At 73.0% G+C, this 15,431-nt stretch carries 12 protein-coding genes and 2 pseudogenes; 5 read left to right on the top strand and 9 right to left on the bottom strand.

Annotated elements, in window-relative coordinates; translation table 11 throughout:
* Positions 1–239: 239 nt before the first annotated feature.
* The 4 genes from ABZZ79_RS03750 to ABZZ79_RS03735 form a co-directional block, all read right to left on the bottom strand.
* Positions 240–1,571: an AI-2E family transporter gene (locus ABZZ79_RS03750; protein WP_356686112.1), complete on the bottom strand. Its 1,332-nt coding sequence runs from the start codon at positions 1,569–1,571 to the stop codon at positions 240–242.
* Positions 1,572–1,695: 124 nt separating this feature from the next.
* Positions 1,696–2,394 (bottom strand): transglycosylase SLT domain-containing protein, encoded by a 699-nt coding sequence (locus tag ABZZ79_RS03745; protein WP_356686110.1) that lies wholly within the window; start codon positions 2,392–2,394, stop codon positions 1,696–1,698.
* Positions 2,395–2,796: 402 nt separating this feature from the next.
* Positions 2,797–4,122, bottom strand: a complete 1,326-nt coding sequence (locus ABZZ79_RS03740; protein ID WP_356686108.1) for a PhoH family protein — start codon at positions 4,120–4,122, stop codon at positions 2,797–2,799.
* Positions 4,123–4,520: 398 nt separating this feature from the next.
* The gene (locus ABZZ79_RS03735) at positions 4,521–5,294 is read right to left on the bottom strand and encodes an isoprenyl transferase (RefSeq protein WP_356686106.1); all 774 of its coding nucleotides are present in this window, start codon (positions 5,292–5,294) and stop codon (positions 4,521–4,523) included.
* An 858-nt stretch (positions 5,295–6,152) separates the two neighbouring features.
* Between ABZZ79_RS03735 and ABZZ79_RS03730 the strand changes: the two genes are divergently transcribed.
* Positions 6,153–7,307, top strand: a complete 1,155-nt coding sequence (locus ABZZ79_RS03730; RefSeq protein ID WP_356686104.1) for a winged helix DNA-binding domain-containing protein — start codon at positions 6,153–6,155, stop codon at positions 7,305–7,307.
* Between the two features lie 55 nt (positions 7,308–7,362).
* On the opposite strand, the gene ABZZ79_RS03725 is transcribed toward ABZZ79_RS03730, so the two are convergent.
* Together ABZZ79_RS03725 and ABZZ79_RS03720 are read right to left on the bottom strand one after the other, a co-directional pair.
* Entirely contained in the window at positions 7,363–8,154 is a 792-nt protein-coding gene (locus ABZZ79_RS03725; RefSeq protein ID WP_356686102.1) for a methyltransferase domain-containing protein, read from the bottom strand.
* Between the two features lie 60 nt (positions 8,155–8,214).
* Entirely contained in the window at positions 8,215–9,084 is an 870-nt protein-coding gene (locus ABZZ79_RS03720; RefSeq protein WP_356686100.1) for an LLM class flavin-dependent oxidoreductase, read from the bottom strand.
* Positions 9,085–9,166: 82 nt separating this feature from the next.
* On the opposite strand from ABZZ79_RS03720, the gene ABZZ79_RS03715 reads away from it, so the two are divergent.
* A complete protein-coding gene (locus ABZZ79_RS03715) occupies positions 9,167–9,562 on the top strand; it encodes a DUF192 domain-containing protein (RefSeq protein ID WP_356686098.1) in 396 nt (131 codons plus the stop codon).
* A gap of 573 nt (positions 9,563–10,135) precedes the next feature.
* Here the strand turns inward: ABZZ79_RS03715 and ABZZ79_RS03710 are convergent.
* The 3 genes and pseudogenes from ABZZ79_RS03710 to ABZZ79_RS03700 form a co-directional block, all read right to left on the bottom strand.
* A complete protein-coding gene (locus tag ABZZ79_RS03710) occupies positions 10,136–10,771 on the bottom strand; it encodes a GNAT family protein (RefSeq protein ID WP_356686096.1) in 636 nt (211 codons plus the stop codon).
* The gene (gene aroA, locus ABZZ79_RS03705) at positions 10,768–12,009 is read right to left on the bottom strand and encodes a 3-phosphoshikimate 1-carboxyvinyltransferase (protein WP_356686094.1); all 1,242 of its coding nucleotides are present in this window, start codon (positions 12,007–12,009) and stop codon (positions 10,768–10,770) included. The genes ABZZ79_RS03710 and aroA overlap by 4 nt, the downstream gene beginning before the upstream one ends.
* A gap of 4 nt (positions 12,010–12,013) precedes the next feature.
* Positions 12,014–12,387, bottom strand: a pseudogene (locus ABZZ79_RS03700) (EamA family transporter); the annotation flags it as partial.
* A 2-nt stretch (positions 12,388–12,389) separates the two neighbouring features.
* Between ABZZ79_RS03700 and ABZZ79_RS03695 the strand changes: the two are divergent.
* The 3 genes and pseudogenes from ABZZ79_RS03695 to ABZZ79_RS03685 all read left to right on the top strand — a co-directional run.
* Positions 12,390–12,632, top strand: a pseudogene (locus ABZZ79_RS03695) (LysR family transcriptional regulator); the annotation flags it as partial.
* Positions 12,633–12,822: 190 nt separating this feature from the next.
* Entirely contained in the window at positions 12,823–14,649 is a 1,827-nt protein-coding gene (locus ABZZ79_RS03690) for a glycoside hydrolase family 3 protein (RefSeq protein ID WP_356686092.1), read from the top strand.
* 434 nt (positions 14,650–15,083) lie between these two features.
* On the top strand, positions 15,084–15,431 hold the full coding sequence (locus tag ABZZ79_RS03685) for a CU044_2847 family protein (RefSeq protein WP_356686090.1): 348 nt from the start codon (positions 15,084–15,086) through the stop codon (positions 15,429–15,431).

The raw sequence follows: 15,431 nt of genomic DNA, 5'->3' as shown, positions 1-15,431 counted from the left end.
CGCGGGGAACTGCGCGACCAGCCACCGAACACCGCAAGCCACACACGCTCCCCCGCCACCCAAGAAAGGCGGCGCAGGCCGCCGAGGGGCGCGGGGAACTGCGCGACCAGCCAACGGCCACCGGAAGTCGCGAAGCCGGCACCCAAGAAGGGCGGCGCAAGCCGCCGCTGCGAGCTACCCGTTCTCCCCCAGGCGGTCCTCGCCGGGTAACCGGCAACCGCCGTACCACGAGGCCCCGTTCACCCCTCCGGGTGGGCGGGGCCCTCGGCTGTCCGGGCGCCGGGCGGGTCGACCGGGGCGGCGTCCATCACGGTCGCGCCCCGGGGGTCGGGCGCCGTACGCAGCGCGGGCTCCTGGGCGTACGCCCGCAGATATCCGACGACCGTGTTGGTCACCGCCACCAGCGGCACCGCGACCACCGCTCCCCCGATGCCGGCCACCATGCCGCCCGCGGCCACGGACAGCACGACCGCCAGCGGGTGCACCCGCACCGCCCGGCCCAGGATGAAGGGCTGGAGGATATGGCCCTCGATCTGCTGCACGGCCAGCACCACGGCCAGCGTCATCACGGCCGTGAACACGCCCTGGGTCACCAGCGCCACCACCACGGCGAGCGCGCCGGAGACCACCGCGCCGACCAGCGGGATGAAGGCGAACAGGAAGATGAACACCGCCAGCGGCACGGCCATCGGCACATCGAGGAAGTAGATGCCCAGACCGATGAAGATGGCGTCGATCAGGGCGACGATCACCGTGCCGCGCACATACGCCGTCAGCGTCCGCCAGGCCCGCGGACCCGCCCCGGCCACGCCCGGCCGGGCCGCCGCCGGAACCAGCTTCAGCGACCACTCCCAGATGCGCCGGCCGTCGTAGAGCAGGAACAGGGTCGAGAAGACGGCCAGCAGGATGCCGGTCAGCGCCTCGACCACGACCGTGACGCCCTCCAGGCCGGCCGAGGTGATCTGGTCGGTGTTGGCGCCGATCGCCTCGCGCAGGTTCTTGGCGATCTCGTTGATCTGCTTGTCGGTGACATGGAACGGGCTGTCCAGCAGCCAGCGGCGCAACTCGTCGATGCCGTCCTGGACCTGGTCGGAGAGGTCGTCGATGTTCTCCATGACCTGCCAGGTGACGAACCAGCCGATCAGCCCCATGATGACGAAACCGAGGATCGCGGTCAGCGCGGTGGCGGGCCCCCGCGGCACACCGTGCCGACGCAGCCAGGCCACGCTCGGCTGGAGCAGGGCGGTCATCAACAGCGCGGCGACGAAGGCCAGGACGACCAGTTGCACGGCGCTGATGACCCGCATGAGCACCCAGACGGTGCCCGCCAGCACCAGCAGCCGCCACCCCGCCTCGGCGGCGACCCGGACCCCCCAGGGAACGGCGTGCGCGGGATCGGGCCGGGGCGTCCGGACGACCGGCGACCGGTCGAGAGCCTCGACCGGGGCGGGCCGGTCCGGCAGGGGGTCGTCGTGCTCGTGCTCGACCTCGGCCCGGCGCTCGTCCAACCGCGCCCCCATCTCGGTCAGTCCGGCTCCGAACCGGCCGAGCCACCCTGGCACCCGCGACATGATCCGCCTTCTTCCCCCGTCTCGCCCCACCACTCCCCCCTGGAGTCGTCGTGAGAGACCGTACATGCCGACAGCCCCTCACCGTTATGACGGCCAGGGGCTGAAGAGGGTTGAGGCGGAAGGCTCAGTACCAGTGGTTGGCCTGCCAGAACGACCAGGCGCCGCAGGGGCTGCCGTAGCGGCCGTCCATGTAGCTCAGACCCCACTTGATCTGCGTCGCGGGGTTCGTCTGCCAGTCGGCGCCCGCGGAGACCATCTTGGAACCGGGCAGCGCCTGGAAGAGACCGTAGGCACCGGAGGACGGGTTGACCGCCTGGTAGTTCCAGGTCGACTCGTGGTCCACGATGTTGCTGAAGCAGGTCCACTGGTCGCCCGGCACCATCTGCCGGGCCATGGCCTGGATCTGCGACACGCTGTACGAGCTCTGGACGGAGAAGGTGGAGGCGTCACGCGCGGCGCTGCGGCTCGCGGCGGCCTTCTCGGCCTCCTCGCGCTCCTTGGCCTCCTCGGCCGCCTTGACGGCGGCCTCCTTCTTCGCGACGGCGGTGTCGGCCGCGGCCTTGCGGGCCGCTTCCTCCGCGTCTTTCTTCGCGGTGACATCCGCGGCGATGGCCTGGGCGTCGGCCTGCTGCGTCAGGGACGCGGTCTGCACCTGGGCATGTTGGCCAGCGGGTATGTCCGCGAGGAGCGTGGCGTCGGCCGCCGTCGCCTCGGCGTCGTTGTTCTGCGCGGTGCTGCCCGAGGCAACGCCGACGACGCTTCCGACAGCGGTGACCGCGGTGGCGGAGGCCACTGCGAATCCCCGGACCGAGATCCGGCTCACACGGTTTCCTTCCAGCATCGTCCGCTTCGGTGACCCTGGCGGACGCAATCGTGCCCTCTGAACGCTGGCCTCCCCACTTACCGGGTCACGGGAGGCACGGGCCCGGTGGGCAACTCCCGGATGGGGAGCGCCGCGTGGTGCTCGGGCGGCATACGACGACGCTATGGAGTTGGCGGTGCTGCTTGAGTTGTTCCGTACCGCTGGGGGTACAGGTGTGCCGTATGCGGGGCCTGACAGGAGTGAGACTCTGCCGTAACCGGAGTACGCGAGGCAATTCCGAGTTGCGTGTGAAAGCTCACATCCCTTTCGGTCCAGGGGTTTTCGTCGAACGCCCACATACGGAGGCGCCGCCCCGCTAGGCTCTCGGCCTTTGCGGGACGGCGCCAACGGCCTTCAGGGACTTCAGATTGGGCCGTCTTCCAGCATTTCCGTCACCAGTGCGGCGATCTGGGACCTTTCGGACCGGGTCAGGGTGACATGGGCGAAGAGCGGATGCCCCTTCAGTTTCTCCACGACGGCGACGACACCGTCGTAACGCCCGACACGCAGATTGTCCCTTTGCGCCACATCGTGGGTCAGAACCACCCGTGAATTCGCCCCGATTCGGGACAGAACCGTCAGCAGGACGTTCCGCTCCAGCGACTGGGCCTCGTCCACGATCACGAACGCGTCATGCAGTGAGCGGCCGCGGATGTGGGTGAGCGGGAGCACCTCCAGCATTCCCCGGGCGGTGACCTCCTCGATGACGTCGCGGGAGGTGACCGCCGACAGGGTGTCGAAGACGGCCTGCGCCCACGGGCTCATCTTCTCGGCCTCGGTGCCCGGCAGATAGCCGAGTTCCTGCCCGCCGACCGCGTACAGCGGACGGAAGACCATCACCTTCTGGTGCTGGCGCCGCTCCAGCACGGCCTCCAGGCCCGCGCACAGCGCCAGCGCAGACTTGCCGGTGCCGGCCCGGCCGCCCATCGACATGATGCCGACGTCCGGGTCGAGCAGCAGGTCCAGCGCGATGCGCTGCTCGGCGCTGCGGCCCTTGATGCCGAACACCTCGCGGTCGCCGCGCACCAGACGGACGTTGCCCTCGGCCGTCACCCGGCCGAGGGCCTTGCCTCGCTCGGACTGGATGGTCAGGCCGGTGTGCACGGGCAGGTCCGCGGCCTCCGGGACGTACACGTGTCCGTCCTCGAACAGGATGTCCACCTGTTCGCCGGGGAGGGTCAGTTCGGACATTCCGGTCCATCCGGAGTTCTCCGTGATGGCGAGCTCGGCACGGTACTCCTCGGCCTGGAGACCGACGGAGGACGCCTTGATCCTCAGCGGCAGGTCCTTCGACACCACGGTGACGTCGAACCCCTCGGCCTGCAGATTGCGGGCGACCGCGAGGATGCGGGAGTCGTTGTCCCCCAGGCGGTAGCCGCTCGGCAGAACGCTGGGGTCCGAGTGATTGAGCTCGACACGGATCGTGCCGCCGAGCTCCCCGATCGGGATGGGGGCGTCCAGACGGCCGTGCCGGACCCGGTAGTCGTCCAGCAGGCGTAGGGCCTGCCGGGCGAAGTAGCCGAGTTCGGGATGGTGCCGCTTGGCCTCCAGTTCCGTGACCACCACGATGGGGAGCACGACCTCGTGCTCGTCGAAGCGGGTCAGGGCGTTCGGGTCGGCCAGCAGGACGCTGGTGTCGAGAACGTAGGTGCGCCGGTCTGACGTGTGGCGCTTTGCGCTGGTCACCACGGAAGGACGTACCCCCTCGGATGAGGTCGGGGAGCGACGAGGTGGAGCCGGACCGGTCGACGGCCCTTGTGCGCCGCGGGCCGAAAACCGGCCCTCCGCGGCTGCTTCCGTGCGGCGACCGCACGGTGGGGCTGGTGCAAAGGGCCTCCCGGGCGGACGGCTCCGTGCCGCCCGCTGAGAACCGACACCCGTGGTTCGGGTGTCGACCTGTTTGGCTTATGCCCTCGAACACGCGCCGCCATGCCAGGGCATATGACGGCAGACCGGTGAACTCCTTGTGACGCGTGGTGCGTCAGCGCGCCCGGCCGCACCTCCGCGGTCCCGACGCGCGGGGGAAGGCTCCGTGCGCGGTCCCCTCGAACGGGGGAAGGTTCCGTCGGTCGCGCGACCGAACGTTCTCAGCCGCCGTAACGCCGGTGGCGTGCCGCGTAGTCGCGCAGGGCCCGAAGGAAGTCGACCTTGCGGAACGCCGGCCAGAAGACGTCGCAGAAGTAGTACTCCGAGTGAGCCGTCTGCCAGAGCATGAAACCCGACAGCCGCTGTTCGCCACTGGTGCGGATGACGAGGTCGGGGTCGGGCTGGTCCCCGGTGTAGAGGTGGCGGCCGATCATGTCGACGGTGACGGTCTCGGCGATCTCCTCCAGGGAGGCGCCCTTGTCCTGCGCGTCGAGGAGCATCGAGCGGACCGCGTCGGCGATCTCCTGGCGGCCGCCGTAGCCGATGGCGACGTTGACCGTTATCCCGTCGACGTGACGGGTGGCCTCCTCGGCCTCCTTGAGGGTGTGCTGCATCGGGGAGGGCAGCAGGTCGAGCGTGCCGACGTGGTGCACGCGCCAGCGGCCGTCCGCGCCGAGGGTGCGTACGACGTCCTCGATGATGCCGAGGAGGGGGACGAGCTCCTCCTTGGGGCGGTCGAAGTTGTCGGTCGACAGCAGCCAGAGGGTGACGTTCTTGACGTCCGTCTCGGAGCACCAGCCGAGGAATTCCTCGATCTTCTCCGCGCCCACGCGGTGGCCGTGCACAGTGGTGGAGCCGGCGGCCTTCGCCCAGCGGCGGTTGCCGTCCATGATCACACCGATGTGCTGGGGCACCTGAGCGTGGTCCAGGTGGCCCTCCACCCGGCGTGCGTACAGCCTGACGAGCAGGCCGCGCAGCTTGTCGCGCAGGTTCACGTGATGTTCAGCCCCTCCTGTGCGGATGCAGTCCCCGCGGCGGCAGCCTACCGCTGCTAGAGGATTGCTAGAGCCGGTGGGGCCGAGTGCCGTCCGGAGGGCTTCGGTACGGCCCCCGCGCTGCCGCGGAGCGAATGGCTTCCGTACGGCTCCCGCGCTGCCGCGGAGCGAACGGCTTCCGTACGGCCCCGGCGCCGCCGCGAGGCGCGTGTCCGGGCGGGAGCAATAAAACGGGCCGGTCCGTGGGGGGGAGACGGACCGGCCCGAGGGGGGGTTTCCACCATAACCCTTCGTAAGTGATGCTGCGTGCATCGGCGCGGCTCAATTACTCTCCGAAATCGGATGACAACGGACCGATGACTCCGGAATGCCTGGCTCAGGGGCCGTTCATGGCCGGAACGCAGCGAAAGCGCAGGGTGAGACCGGGTCCCTCCGATGGGCTACCCGGGGGTGAACGCCCACTTGACGGGCGGGAGAAGGCAGGGCACCGCGCAGCCCCCTCCACTGCGCGGTACCGCCCGCGCAGCTTTGCTCACGCGAATTACCTTGGTCTGAACTTACGCCAGATCGGTGATCCTTTGCGACACGATCACGATAACGATGTGGAAAAGCTGTGAACAGTGAGGCGGAAGAGGTGTAAGGGAAGGCCCCGGCGGACAGGATCTGTCCTCTTCACCGCCTAGTGCCCCGGCAGGCAGCGTTTGCCCGTCAAGGAGCGGCGTCCGGCGCGTGCTCTCGGTGTGCCGGGTGCAGGCCCTCGTACTGGATGTACTTGGGTCTGTGCCCGGTGCGGCGAGAGGGCGTGCCGGGCGTCGCGACGGGGCGAACGTTGCCTGTCGGGGCACTAGCTTCGCTGGTATGACGTCTTCGAGGATCACCTGGGAGGCCGCCGGGGCACGGCGGCTCGGACGGCAGTTCCTGGCCAATCCCGCGCCGCCCGGCACGGCGCTCGCCGACGTCGTCGCCACGATGCCCGCGGCGCATGCCCAGGTGCTGTCCGCGGCCGAGCTTTCGGTGGGGCTGCGGGCCGCGGGGGCGACGCGCGCGGACGTACGGGACGCCCTGTGGCGCGCCAGCACGCTGATCAAGACGTTCGGGCCGCGCGGCACGGTGCATCTGCTGGCCGCGCGCGACCTCCCCTTGTTCACCGCCGCCCTGCCCGCCGTGCCGTCCGGGCCGAACCCCTTCCCGCCCGGGGTCCGGCTCGACGACGAACAGGCCGCACAGGTCGTCGCGGCGATCGGCGACGCGCTCGACGGCGTGTGCCTGACCGCCGACGAACTCGGCGAGGAGGTTCTCGCCCGCACCGGGCCCTGGGCCGGGGACCTGGTGATGCCCGCCTTCCAGGGCATGTGGCCCCGCTGGCGCACCGTGCTGCACCGCGCCGGGCAGTCGGGCGCCCTGTGCTTCGGCCCCGACCGCGGCCGCAGGGTGACGTACACCCGCCCGCCCCGCCCGCGGCCGCTCCCGGCTGACGAGGCGCTGCGCACCCTGCTGCACCGCTACCTGCTGGCCTACGGGCCCGCGACCTCGCGGCACTTCGCCGGCTGGCTCGCCGCGCCGCCCGCGTGGGCGCAGGAGCTGTTCGCGGCCGCCGAGGAGACCGGGGAGATCGAGGAGGTCGACTTCGAGGGCGGCCTGGCGTGGGTGGCCGCGGGCGACACCGCCTTCCCGGACGACCCGCCGCGCGGCGTCCGGCTCCTGCCGTACTTCGACGCCTACGGCATCGCCGCCCAGCCGCGCGAACGGCTCTTCCCCGGACCCGCGTACGAACGCGCCCTGGCCCGCGGCCAGGCCGGCAACCACCCCGTGCTGCTCGTCGACGGCGTGGTCGCCGGGGTGTGGCACCAGCGGCGCCGGGGCCGGCGCACGACGGTGACGGTCGAGTCCCTCACCGCGCTGACGGCCCGGCAGGAGCGGGAGCTGGCCGGGCAGGCCGAGCGGGTGGGCGAGGTGCTGGAGGCTCGGGCGGAGCTGGTGCGGGGCGAGGTGACGACGGGGCCGCACGCTTGAGGGGCCCGCGGCGCGCGCCGGTCCGAGCGGGCCGCACGCGGGAAGGGGCCGAGCGTCAGTCCTTCGGCCTGCGGACGTCGAACAGATGCCGGCTGCTGTGGGCCACGAACGAGCCCTCCGCGCGGATCCGTTCGTCCAGCGCGCGCAGCCGCGGCCGGTAGAGCTCGGCCGAGAAGCCCGGCACCATCCACACGACCTTGCGCAGGAAGTGGACGACGGCGCCGATGTCGAGGAACTCCACGCGCAGCCGCTCGGCGCGCAGATCGACGACCTCCAGCCCGGCGGCCTCGGCGGCGGCGCGCTCGCGGTCGGGGTGGCGGGCCTGACGGACCTCCTCGGGCAGCGGGCCGAGGAAGAACTCGACGAGCTCGAACACGCTGTCGGGACCGACGTGCTGGGCGAAGTAGGTGCCGCCGGGGGCCAGCACCCGGGCGATCTCGGCCCAGTGCGGGGTCACCGGGTGGCGGCTGGAGACCAGGTCGAAGGTGCCGCTCGCGAAGGGCAGCGGCGCGTCCTCGGCGGCGTCCACGAGCACGACGCCGCGCGGGGCGAGCAGCGCGGAGGCCCGGGCGACGTTCGGGGGCCAGCCCTCGGTCGCCGCGCTGCGGCGGGGCGTGCGACCGGCGCGGCCGAGGGCGAAGTCGAGCACCTCGCCGCCGCCGGTCTGGATGTCCAGCGCGGCCTCGGCGTCCGCCAGCCGCCGGGCGAGGGAGACTGCGTACCCCCAGGAGGGCCGTGCCTCGGTGGCGCGCCCCTCGAACCAGGAGAAGTCCCATCCCTCGGTGGGCACCGAGGCGCCCTCGGCGACGAGGTCCTCGAACGAGCGGTCGCGCTGCTGCGTGTCCATGCGGAGATCGTGACAGCCGGGGCACGGGGCGCGCCTCCGCTTTTTACGTCCGCGCGGCTCCTACGGCACGAGCGGCCGTACGTCGCCGACGAACCGTACGAACCCCTCCATGTCCTTCTCCTCGGCCGTCGGCTGGAGGATCACCGAGTCGGCGCCCGCGTCCACGAGCCGTCGTACGGCGTCCGCGACGGCCTGGGCGTCGCCCGCGGCACCGAGGCCGGGGACGTCGGCGACGCCCTCGGCGGTCAGTTCGGCGTGCAGCCGTCCGGCGGCGTCCGGGCCGGTGGCGGTGACGAGGTAGACGACGAGGCGGTGCGGGTCGGTGCGGCCGGCCTCGGCGCGGCCCTCGTCGATGATCCGCCGGGCCGCGCGCACCCGCTCGGGGGACGTCCCCGCGTGCAGGATCGTGCCGTCGGCGGCCTCGCCGGACAGTCGCAGCGTGCGGGGGCCGGTTCCGCCGCAGAGCACCTGCGCCGGTTCCTGGGGAGGCCAGTCGAGTGCCACGTCGTCCAGGCGGACGTAACGGCCCTCGCGGGTCACCCGCTGTCCGCCCAGCAGCGCCCGCATCGCGTCGAGATGCTCGCGCAGCAGCGTCAGCGGGGACGCGGCCCGGACGCCCACCTGGCCCATCCAGTCCTGGACGCCGTGCCCGACGCCGAGCATGGCCCGGCCCGGGAACATCCGGTGCAGGGAGGCGGCCTCCATCGCGGTGACGGCCACGTTCCGCAGCGGCACGGGCAGCAGCCCGACCCCGACCTTGAGGCGCTCGCTCCAGGCCAGCGCGGCGGCGACCGTGGAGATGCCGCCCTCCAGGAAGCAGTCCTCCCACAGCCACAGCTGCTCCAGACCGGTCCCCTCCGCGACCCGGACCACCTCCCGCAGACGCTCTGGCGGCAGTTGAGGACGGAAGACGGCACCCAGTTCAGTCATGGAGTCTTCCTATCCGGGGCCCGGGGCGAGGGCAACTCCTTTACGGTCGTGGCGAGTACGAGGTGCGAGGGGGGTTCGGCGGATGGCCGCGGGACGACGCTGGCGGGACGGGCGGGGACGCCTGACGGTGGAGGCGGAGCGGCCGGTGACGCTGCCGCTGGAGGTGGCCACGTCCTACCGCGCCCGGACGAAGGGTCTGCTGGGCCGGGACGGCATCGAGGGCGCGCTGCTGCTCTCCCCCGCGAGCGGTATCCACACCTTCGGCATGCGTATCCCCATCGACGTCGCCTACCTGGACCGGCGCCTCAGGGTCCTCGCCGTGCGCACGATGCCTCCGGGCCGCCTGGGCCTGCCCCGGCCGCGGGCCCGCCACGTCCTGGAGGCGGAGGCGGGCGCGATGGCGGGGTGGGGGCTGCGGGCGGGGACGGTGGTACGGGTGGAGGAGGAGCCGCCGGCGTCCGACGACGCGGCGGGGTGACGCCGTCGTCCCGGATCCCGTCGAGGGTGCCGCCGCCGCGGCGCGGCAGGCATGCGCGCGCCGTCGGACCGGGCCGGGCGCACCCACCGACGTCCGGCGACATGACGCCCTGCCGACCGAGACCCTCCGGACCGGCCCCCGGGCCACACCCGTCGACTCGAACGCCCCAGCGGCCGAGACTCCAGAACCGGCCCGAGCCACACCGCCTACACCCGACGCCCCGTCGGCTGAAGCCCGTCCGGGCCGCCTGAGCACGCAGCCGACGCCCGCCGACCCCGACCCTCCGCACCAACCCGAGCCACACCCGCCGACACCCGACGCCCCGCAGGCCGAGACCCTGCACCGGCCCCGAGCCACACTCGCCGGCATCCGACGTCCCGCAGGCTGAAGCCACCCGCACCGCCTCAGCATCCACCCGACGCCCCGCCGACCCCGACCCCCCGCACCAGCCCAAAGCCACACCCGCCGGCATCCGGTGCCCCGCGGCCGAGGCCCCCGTACCGGCTACGGGCCACACCCGGCGGCACCCGTCGGCATCCGGCGGCACCCGGCGGCTGAGGTAACCGGGCCTGCTCAGGCCGCCGCTCGCTCTGTCCCCGCCGCCAGGCGTGCCGTCAGCCGCTCCCGGCATCGCGGCCACTCCTCGCCCGTGATGGAGAAGACCGCCGTGTCGCGCAGGAGGCTCTCCTCGCCCGGCACCCAGGAGCGGGAGAAGTTGCGCAGGACGCCCTCGAAGCGGGCGCCCGTCTTCTCGATCGCGGCGCGCGAGCGGGCGTTGCGGGCGTCGGTCCTCAGCTCCAGTCGGGAGACCCGCCACACCTCGAAGGCGTGGCGGAACAGCAGGAACTTGGCCTCGGTGTTCAGGCCGGTCCCCTGGGCCGAGGCGGCGAGCCAGGTGAAGCCGACCTCGATCGCGTCCAGGCGGTCGTCGCCGAGCCAGGAGCGCGGCTCCCAGTAGGCCGTCGTGCCGACCGCCCGGCCGGTGTCCAGGGAGATCTGGGCGTAGGGGGCCAGTTGGCCGCTCGCGGCGCGGGCCAGCTGGGTGTCGATGTACGTGCCGACCTCGTCGGCCCTCGGCACCCAGGTGTAGGCGTAGAGGCTGCGGTTCTCCTCCGCGGCGGCCGCCAGGTCGGCCGCGTGGCGGTGCTCCAGCGGCTCCAGCCGCACCAGCTCGCCCCGCAGGACCGGCCCCGCCAGCGTGAAGGTCATTCCAGCCCCAAACCCCTTGTCAGTTCCGCGAACGCCTCGTGGAAGCCGGGGAAAGTCTTGCGCACGCATCCGGGGTCGTCGAACGAGATTCCCGGCACACGCAGGCCCGCCACCGCGAAGGACATGACGATGCGGTGGTCGCCGTAGGTGGTGATCTCGGCGCCGGTGAGCCGTTCGGCCGGGCGGATCTCGATCCAGTCCTCGCCGGTCGCCACGTCCGCGCCGAGCGTGCGCAGGTTCTGCGCGCAGGCCTCCAGGCGGTCGCACTCCTTGACCCGGGTGTTGGCGACGTCCTCGATGCGGACCGGGCCGGAGGCGAAGGGGGCGATGGCGGCCAGGGTGGGCATGGTGTCGGAGATGTCGCGCATGTTGACCGTGAGGCCGCACAGTTCGCCGGTGCCGCGGACGGTCGTCCCGTCGGGGCCGACCGACACCCGCGCGCCCATCCGTTCCAGCACCTCCACGAACCGCAGGTCGCCCTGGAGCGCGCCCTTGCCGAGGCCGGGGACGGTGACCTCGCCGCCGGTGAGGGCGGCCGCCGCGAAGAAGTAGCTGGACGTGGAGGCGTCGGGCTCCACGTCGTAGGTCGTGGCGCGGTAGCCGCCGGGCTCGACCGCGAACACGTCGCCGTCACGCCGCACGCGCGCGCCGAAGGCCCGCATCATCGCCATGGTGATCTCGACGTACGGCACGGAGACCAGGTCGGTGACCCGGATGCGCAGCCCCGTGCGGGTCAGGGGGCCGAGCAGCAGCAGGGCGGTCAGGTACTGGCTGGACTGGCCGGCGTCCAGGACGACTTCGCCGCCCTGGACGCCCGAGGCGTGCACGGTGAGCGGGTGGTGGCCCTCGCGCTCCTCGTGGCGCAGGTCGACGCCCAGGTCGCGCAGGGCGTGGGTGAGCGGCAGCAGGGGGCGGCGGCGCATCTGGGCGGAGGCGTCGAAGCGGAAGGTGCCGTGGCCCGCCGCGGCCAGGGTCGGCAGGAAGCGGGCGGTGGTGGCGCCGTCGCGGCAGTAGACGTCGGCCTCGGGGACGGCGGGGCCCTCGGGGCGGCCGTCGATCTGCCAGGTGTCCGGGGTGCGGCCGACCCGGTAGCCGAGGCGTACCAGGCCCTCGGCGAAGCCTTCGGTGTCGTCCGAGCGCAGGGGCCGTACGAGGGTGGTGACACCGTCGGCGGCGGCGGCGAGGAAGAGGGCGCGGGCGGTGATGGACTTGGAACCGGGGATCGCGGCTACAGGCATGCCCTCATGATCCGCCGACGGCCGCCTCGTGCGCCGGGGCGTCCAGGGGATGGACCGGCTCTCGACGGCCTGCCGGGGCGAGTGAGGTCAGGGCCACTGCGCCGAACAGGAGGGCCGCGGCGGCCCAGCGGAGACCGCTGCCGGGTTCGCCCAGGAACAGGGCGGCCGAGGACATGCCGAACACCAGGACGAGCAGCGCGAAGGGCGCCCCGGTGCAGGCCGGGTGACGGCGCGGCAGCCGACCCCGGGCGCCGAAGCCGAACACGGTGGTGACCCGGGCGACGTGGGCGACCGTGCCCGCGCCCTGCCGGTCCAGGGAGCGCGGGGCGGCCAGGTCGCCGTCCGGCCCTCCATGAGCGGGGACAGTCCCAGCAGGGGACCGGGCCGACGAGAACCCCACCCTGGTGGCACCGGTCGCCGCCGGGCCGGGCATCTCGCCCATCCCCCGGCCGGGCCGCGGCCCGCTGCCCGCCGGGGTGGTGGAGGTGGCGCTCGACCCGACGCCGGGACGGCGGCTGTACGCGCTGTGCCGGACGGGGGCCGCGCGGCGCCCGGCCGTCGCGGAGACGGTGCGCACGCTGCGGGAACACCGGCCCGACGCGGCCGCCCTGACGCCTCGTTGAGCCCGCGCGCACCAGGTCCGCGAACACGGGAACCCCGGCGACCGGCATCGGCGCGCCCCGTCCAAAGCGCCGACGGCGGCCCGTTCCCGGTTACTGTGCACTCCCTTGACCGGCAGAAACTTCCAGGATATTGGTGACTCCTCGGAAGTTTCCTTCAGCGGACCACCGCAGCCCTCCGGAAGGAGCGCACGTGCACCACACCAGCACGGGAAGCACCGCGAAACCCTCCAGACGTACGGTCCTCGCCGTCGGCGCGGGCATCACCGCGACCCTCACGGTCGGCGCGGACGCGACTGCCGACGAGGCGTTCGGCACGGCCCGGCTGCGGGCCCTGATCTCCCGGATGACGCTGGAGGAGAAGGTCGGCCAGCTGTTCGTCTCCCGGGTCCACGGCCACTCCGCCACCGCCCCCGACCAGGCCGACATCGATGCCAATCTCAAGGACTTCGGCGTCGCCACGGCCGCGGAGGTGATCGCCAAGTACCGCCTGGGCGGCGTCATCTACTTCGTCTGGGCGCACAACACCCGTGACCCGCGGCAGATCGCGGACCTGTCCAACGGCATCCAGCGCGCCTCCCTCGGCCTCCCGCGCGGCCTGCCCCTGCTGATCTCCACCGACCAGGAGCACGGCATCGTCTGCCGGGTCGGCAGGCCCGCCACGCTGTTCCCCGGCGCGATGGCGATCGGCGCGGGCGGCTCGCGCACCGACGCGCGCACCCTCGGCCGGATCGCGGGCCGGGAGCTGCGCGCGATGGGCATCCGGCAGGACTACTCGCCGGTCGCCGACGTGAACGTCAACCCGGCCAACCCGGTGATCGGGGTACGGTCGTTCGGCGCCGACCCGGCCGCGGTGTCCCGGATGGTGGCCGCCGAGGTGGCCGGCTACCAGCACTCCGGGGTCGCCGCGACGGCCAAGCACTTCCCCGGCCACGGCGACACCGAGGTCGACAGCCACTACGGCTTCCCGACCATCACGCACACCCGGGAGCAGTGGGAGACGCTGGACGCCCCGTCCTTCCGGGCCGCGATCGAGGCCGGCATCGACTCGATCATGACCGCGCACATCCTCGTCCCCGCCCTGGACGACTCCGGCGACCCGGCCACCCTCTCCCGCCCGATCCTCACCGGCATCCTGCGCGAACAGCTCGGCTACGACGGGGTCGTGGTCACCGACGCGCTCGACATGGCCGGCGTACGGCAGAAGTACGGCGACGACCGGGTGCCGGTGCTCGCGCTGAAGGCGGGCGTGGACCAGTTGCTCAACCCGCCCCGGCTGGACGTGGCGTGGAACGCGGTCCTGGCGGCCGTCCGAGGCGGCGAGCTCACCGAGGAGCGGCTGGACGAGTCGATCCTGCGGGTGCTGCGGCTGAAGGCACGGCTCGGGCTGCTCACCGAGCCCTACGTCAACCCCTCCCACGTCGACCGCACGGTCGGCACCGCGACCCATCTGGCGAACGCCGACCGCATCGCCGAGCGCACCACGACGCTGCTGGTCAACGAGGGCGGCCTGCTGCCCCTGTCCCCCGGCTCGCACGGCAGGGTCCTCGTCCTCGGCGCCGACCCGGCCTCGCCCTCCGGCACCACCGGCCCGCCCACCGGTGTCCTCGCCGCCGCGCTCACCGGGCTGGGCTTCACGGCCACGGCCCTGTCCACCGGCACGGCACCCTCGACCGCGGTGATCGACCGCGTGGTCGCGGCGGCCGCGGAGGCGGACGCGGTGGTGGTCGGCACGTACAACGTCACGGCGACCAGCACCCAGAAGACCCTGGTTGAACGCCTGTTGACGACGGGGAAGCCGGTCGTGGCGGTGGCCGTCCGCAACCCCTACGACGTGGCCCGGCTGCCGGGCGTGCGGGCGTATCTGGCGACCTACTCCTGGACCGACGTCGAACTGCGCGCCGCCGCACGCGTGATCGCCGGGGCGGTGGCCCCGCGCGGCAGGCTGCCCGTGCCGGTACAGCGGGCCGACGACCCCACCCGGGTGCTGTACCCGATCGGCCACGGGCTGACGTACTAGGGGCTGTCGTACGGCACCGTACGCCGCGCCCGCCTCGCACCACCCGCACTGCCCGCACCGCCCGGACCGCCCGCACCGCCCGCCCGCCCGCACCGCCCGCACCGCCCGCACCGGGCGTGAACCGCCCCGCACATCTGCCGTACGCCGGCCCCCGCGGGCGGCCCCCGCGGGCCACGCCGGGCGGGGGCGGGCGCGTGGCTGGACGACGTACCGCCGGGCTGTGGTGCCGTACTGGCGGGGGTGTCGGCTCTGACGGGCCGTGCGGGCGCCGCGCCCCGGCCACCGGGCCCATGCCCGAGCCCTCGCCCGGCGGGTGTGACGGACGGGCCCCCACGCGAACGGCCCACCTCGGCATGCGGCATATGCCAGGTTCAAGGACCGTGGTGCTGATCCGGAGGAGTCCGCTCGACGGCCCGAGCTGGGGAGGTGGTGCTGTGGCTGCGCTGACCCGGATTCCGCTGGACGGCGGAGGCTCGGTCCTCGTGGAGCGACCGGGCCTGCCGGACGGCGGGCCCGTGAAGGCCGGCCGCATCGGCGACACCGTGCGCGAACTGCCGACCACCCTGGAAGGCGCCCTGGAGCCGGTCACCGAGGCCGCCCAGGCGGCGCTCGCGGCCCTGCGCAAGGCCCGCCCGGACGAGATCACCGTCGAGTTCGGCGTCGACCTCGCCTTCGAGGCCGGAGCCGTGATCACCAAGAACCAGGCCGCCTGCCATCTGAAGGTGACCGTGACGTGGCGGGACCACTCCGGCCACCCCGGTCCGGACCCGGGCGGGGGGTAG

The organism is Streptomyces sp. NPDC006458 (assembly GCF_040612135.1).
GTDB lineage: Bacteria > Actinomycetota > Actinomycetes > Streptomycetales > Streptomycetaceae > Streptomyces.
This window is presented reverse-complemented; position numbering and strand designations above follow the sequence as displayed.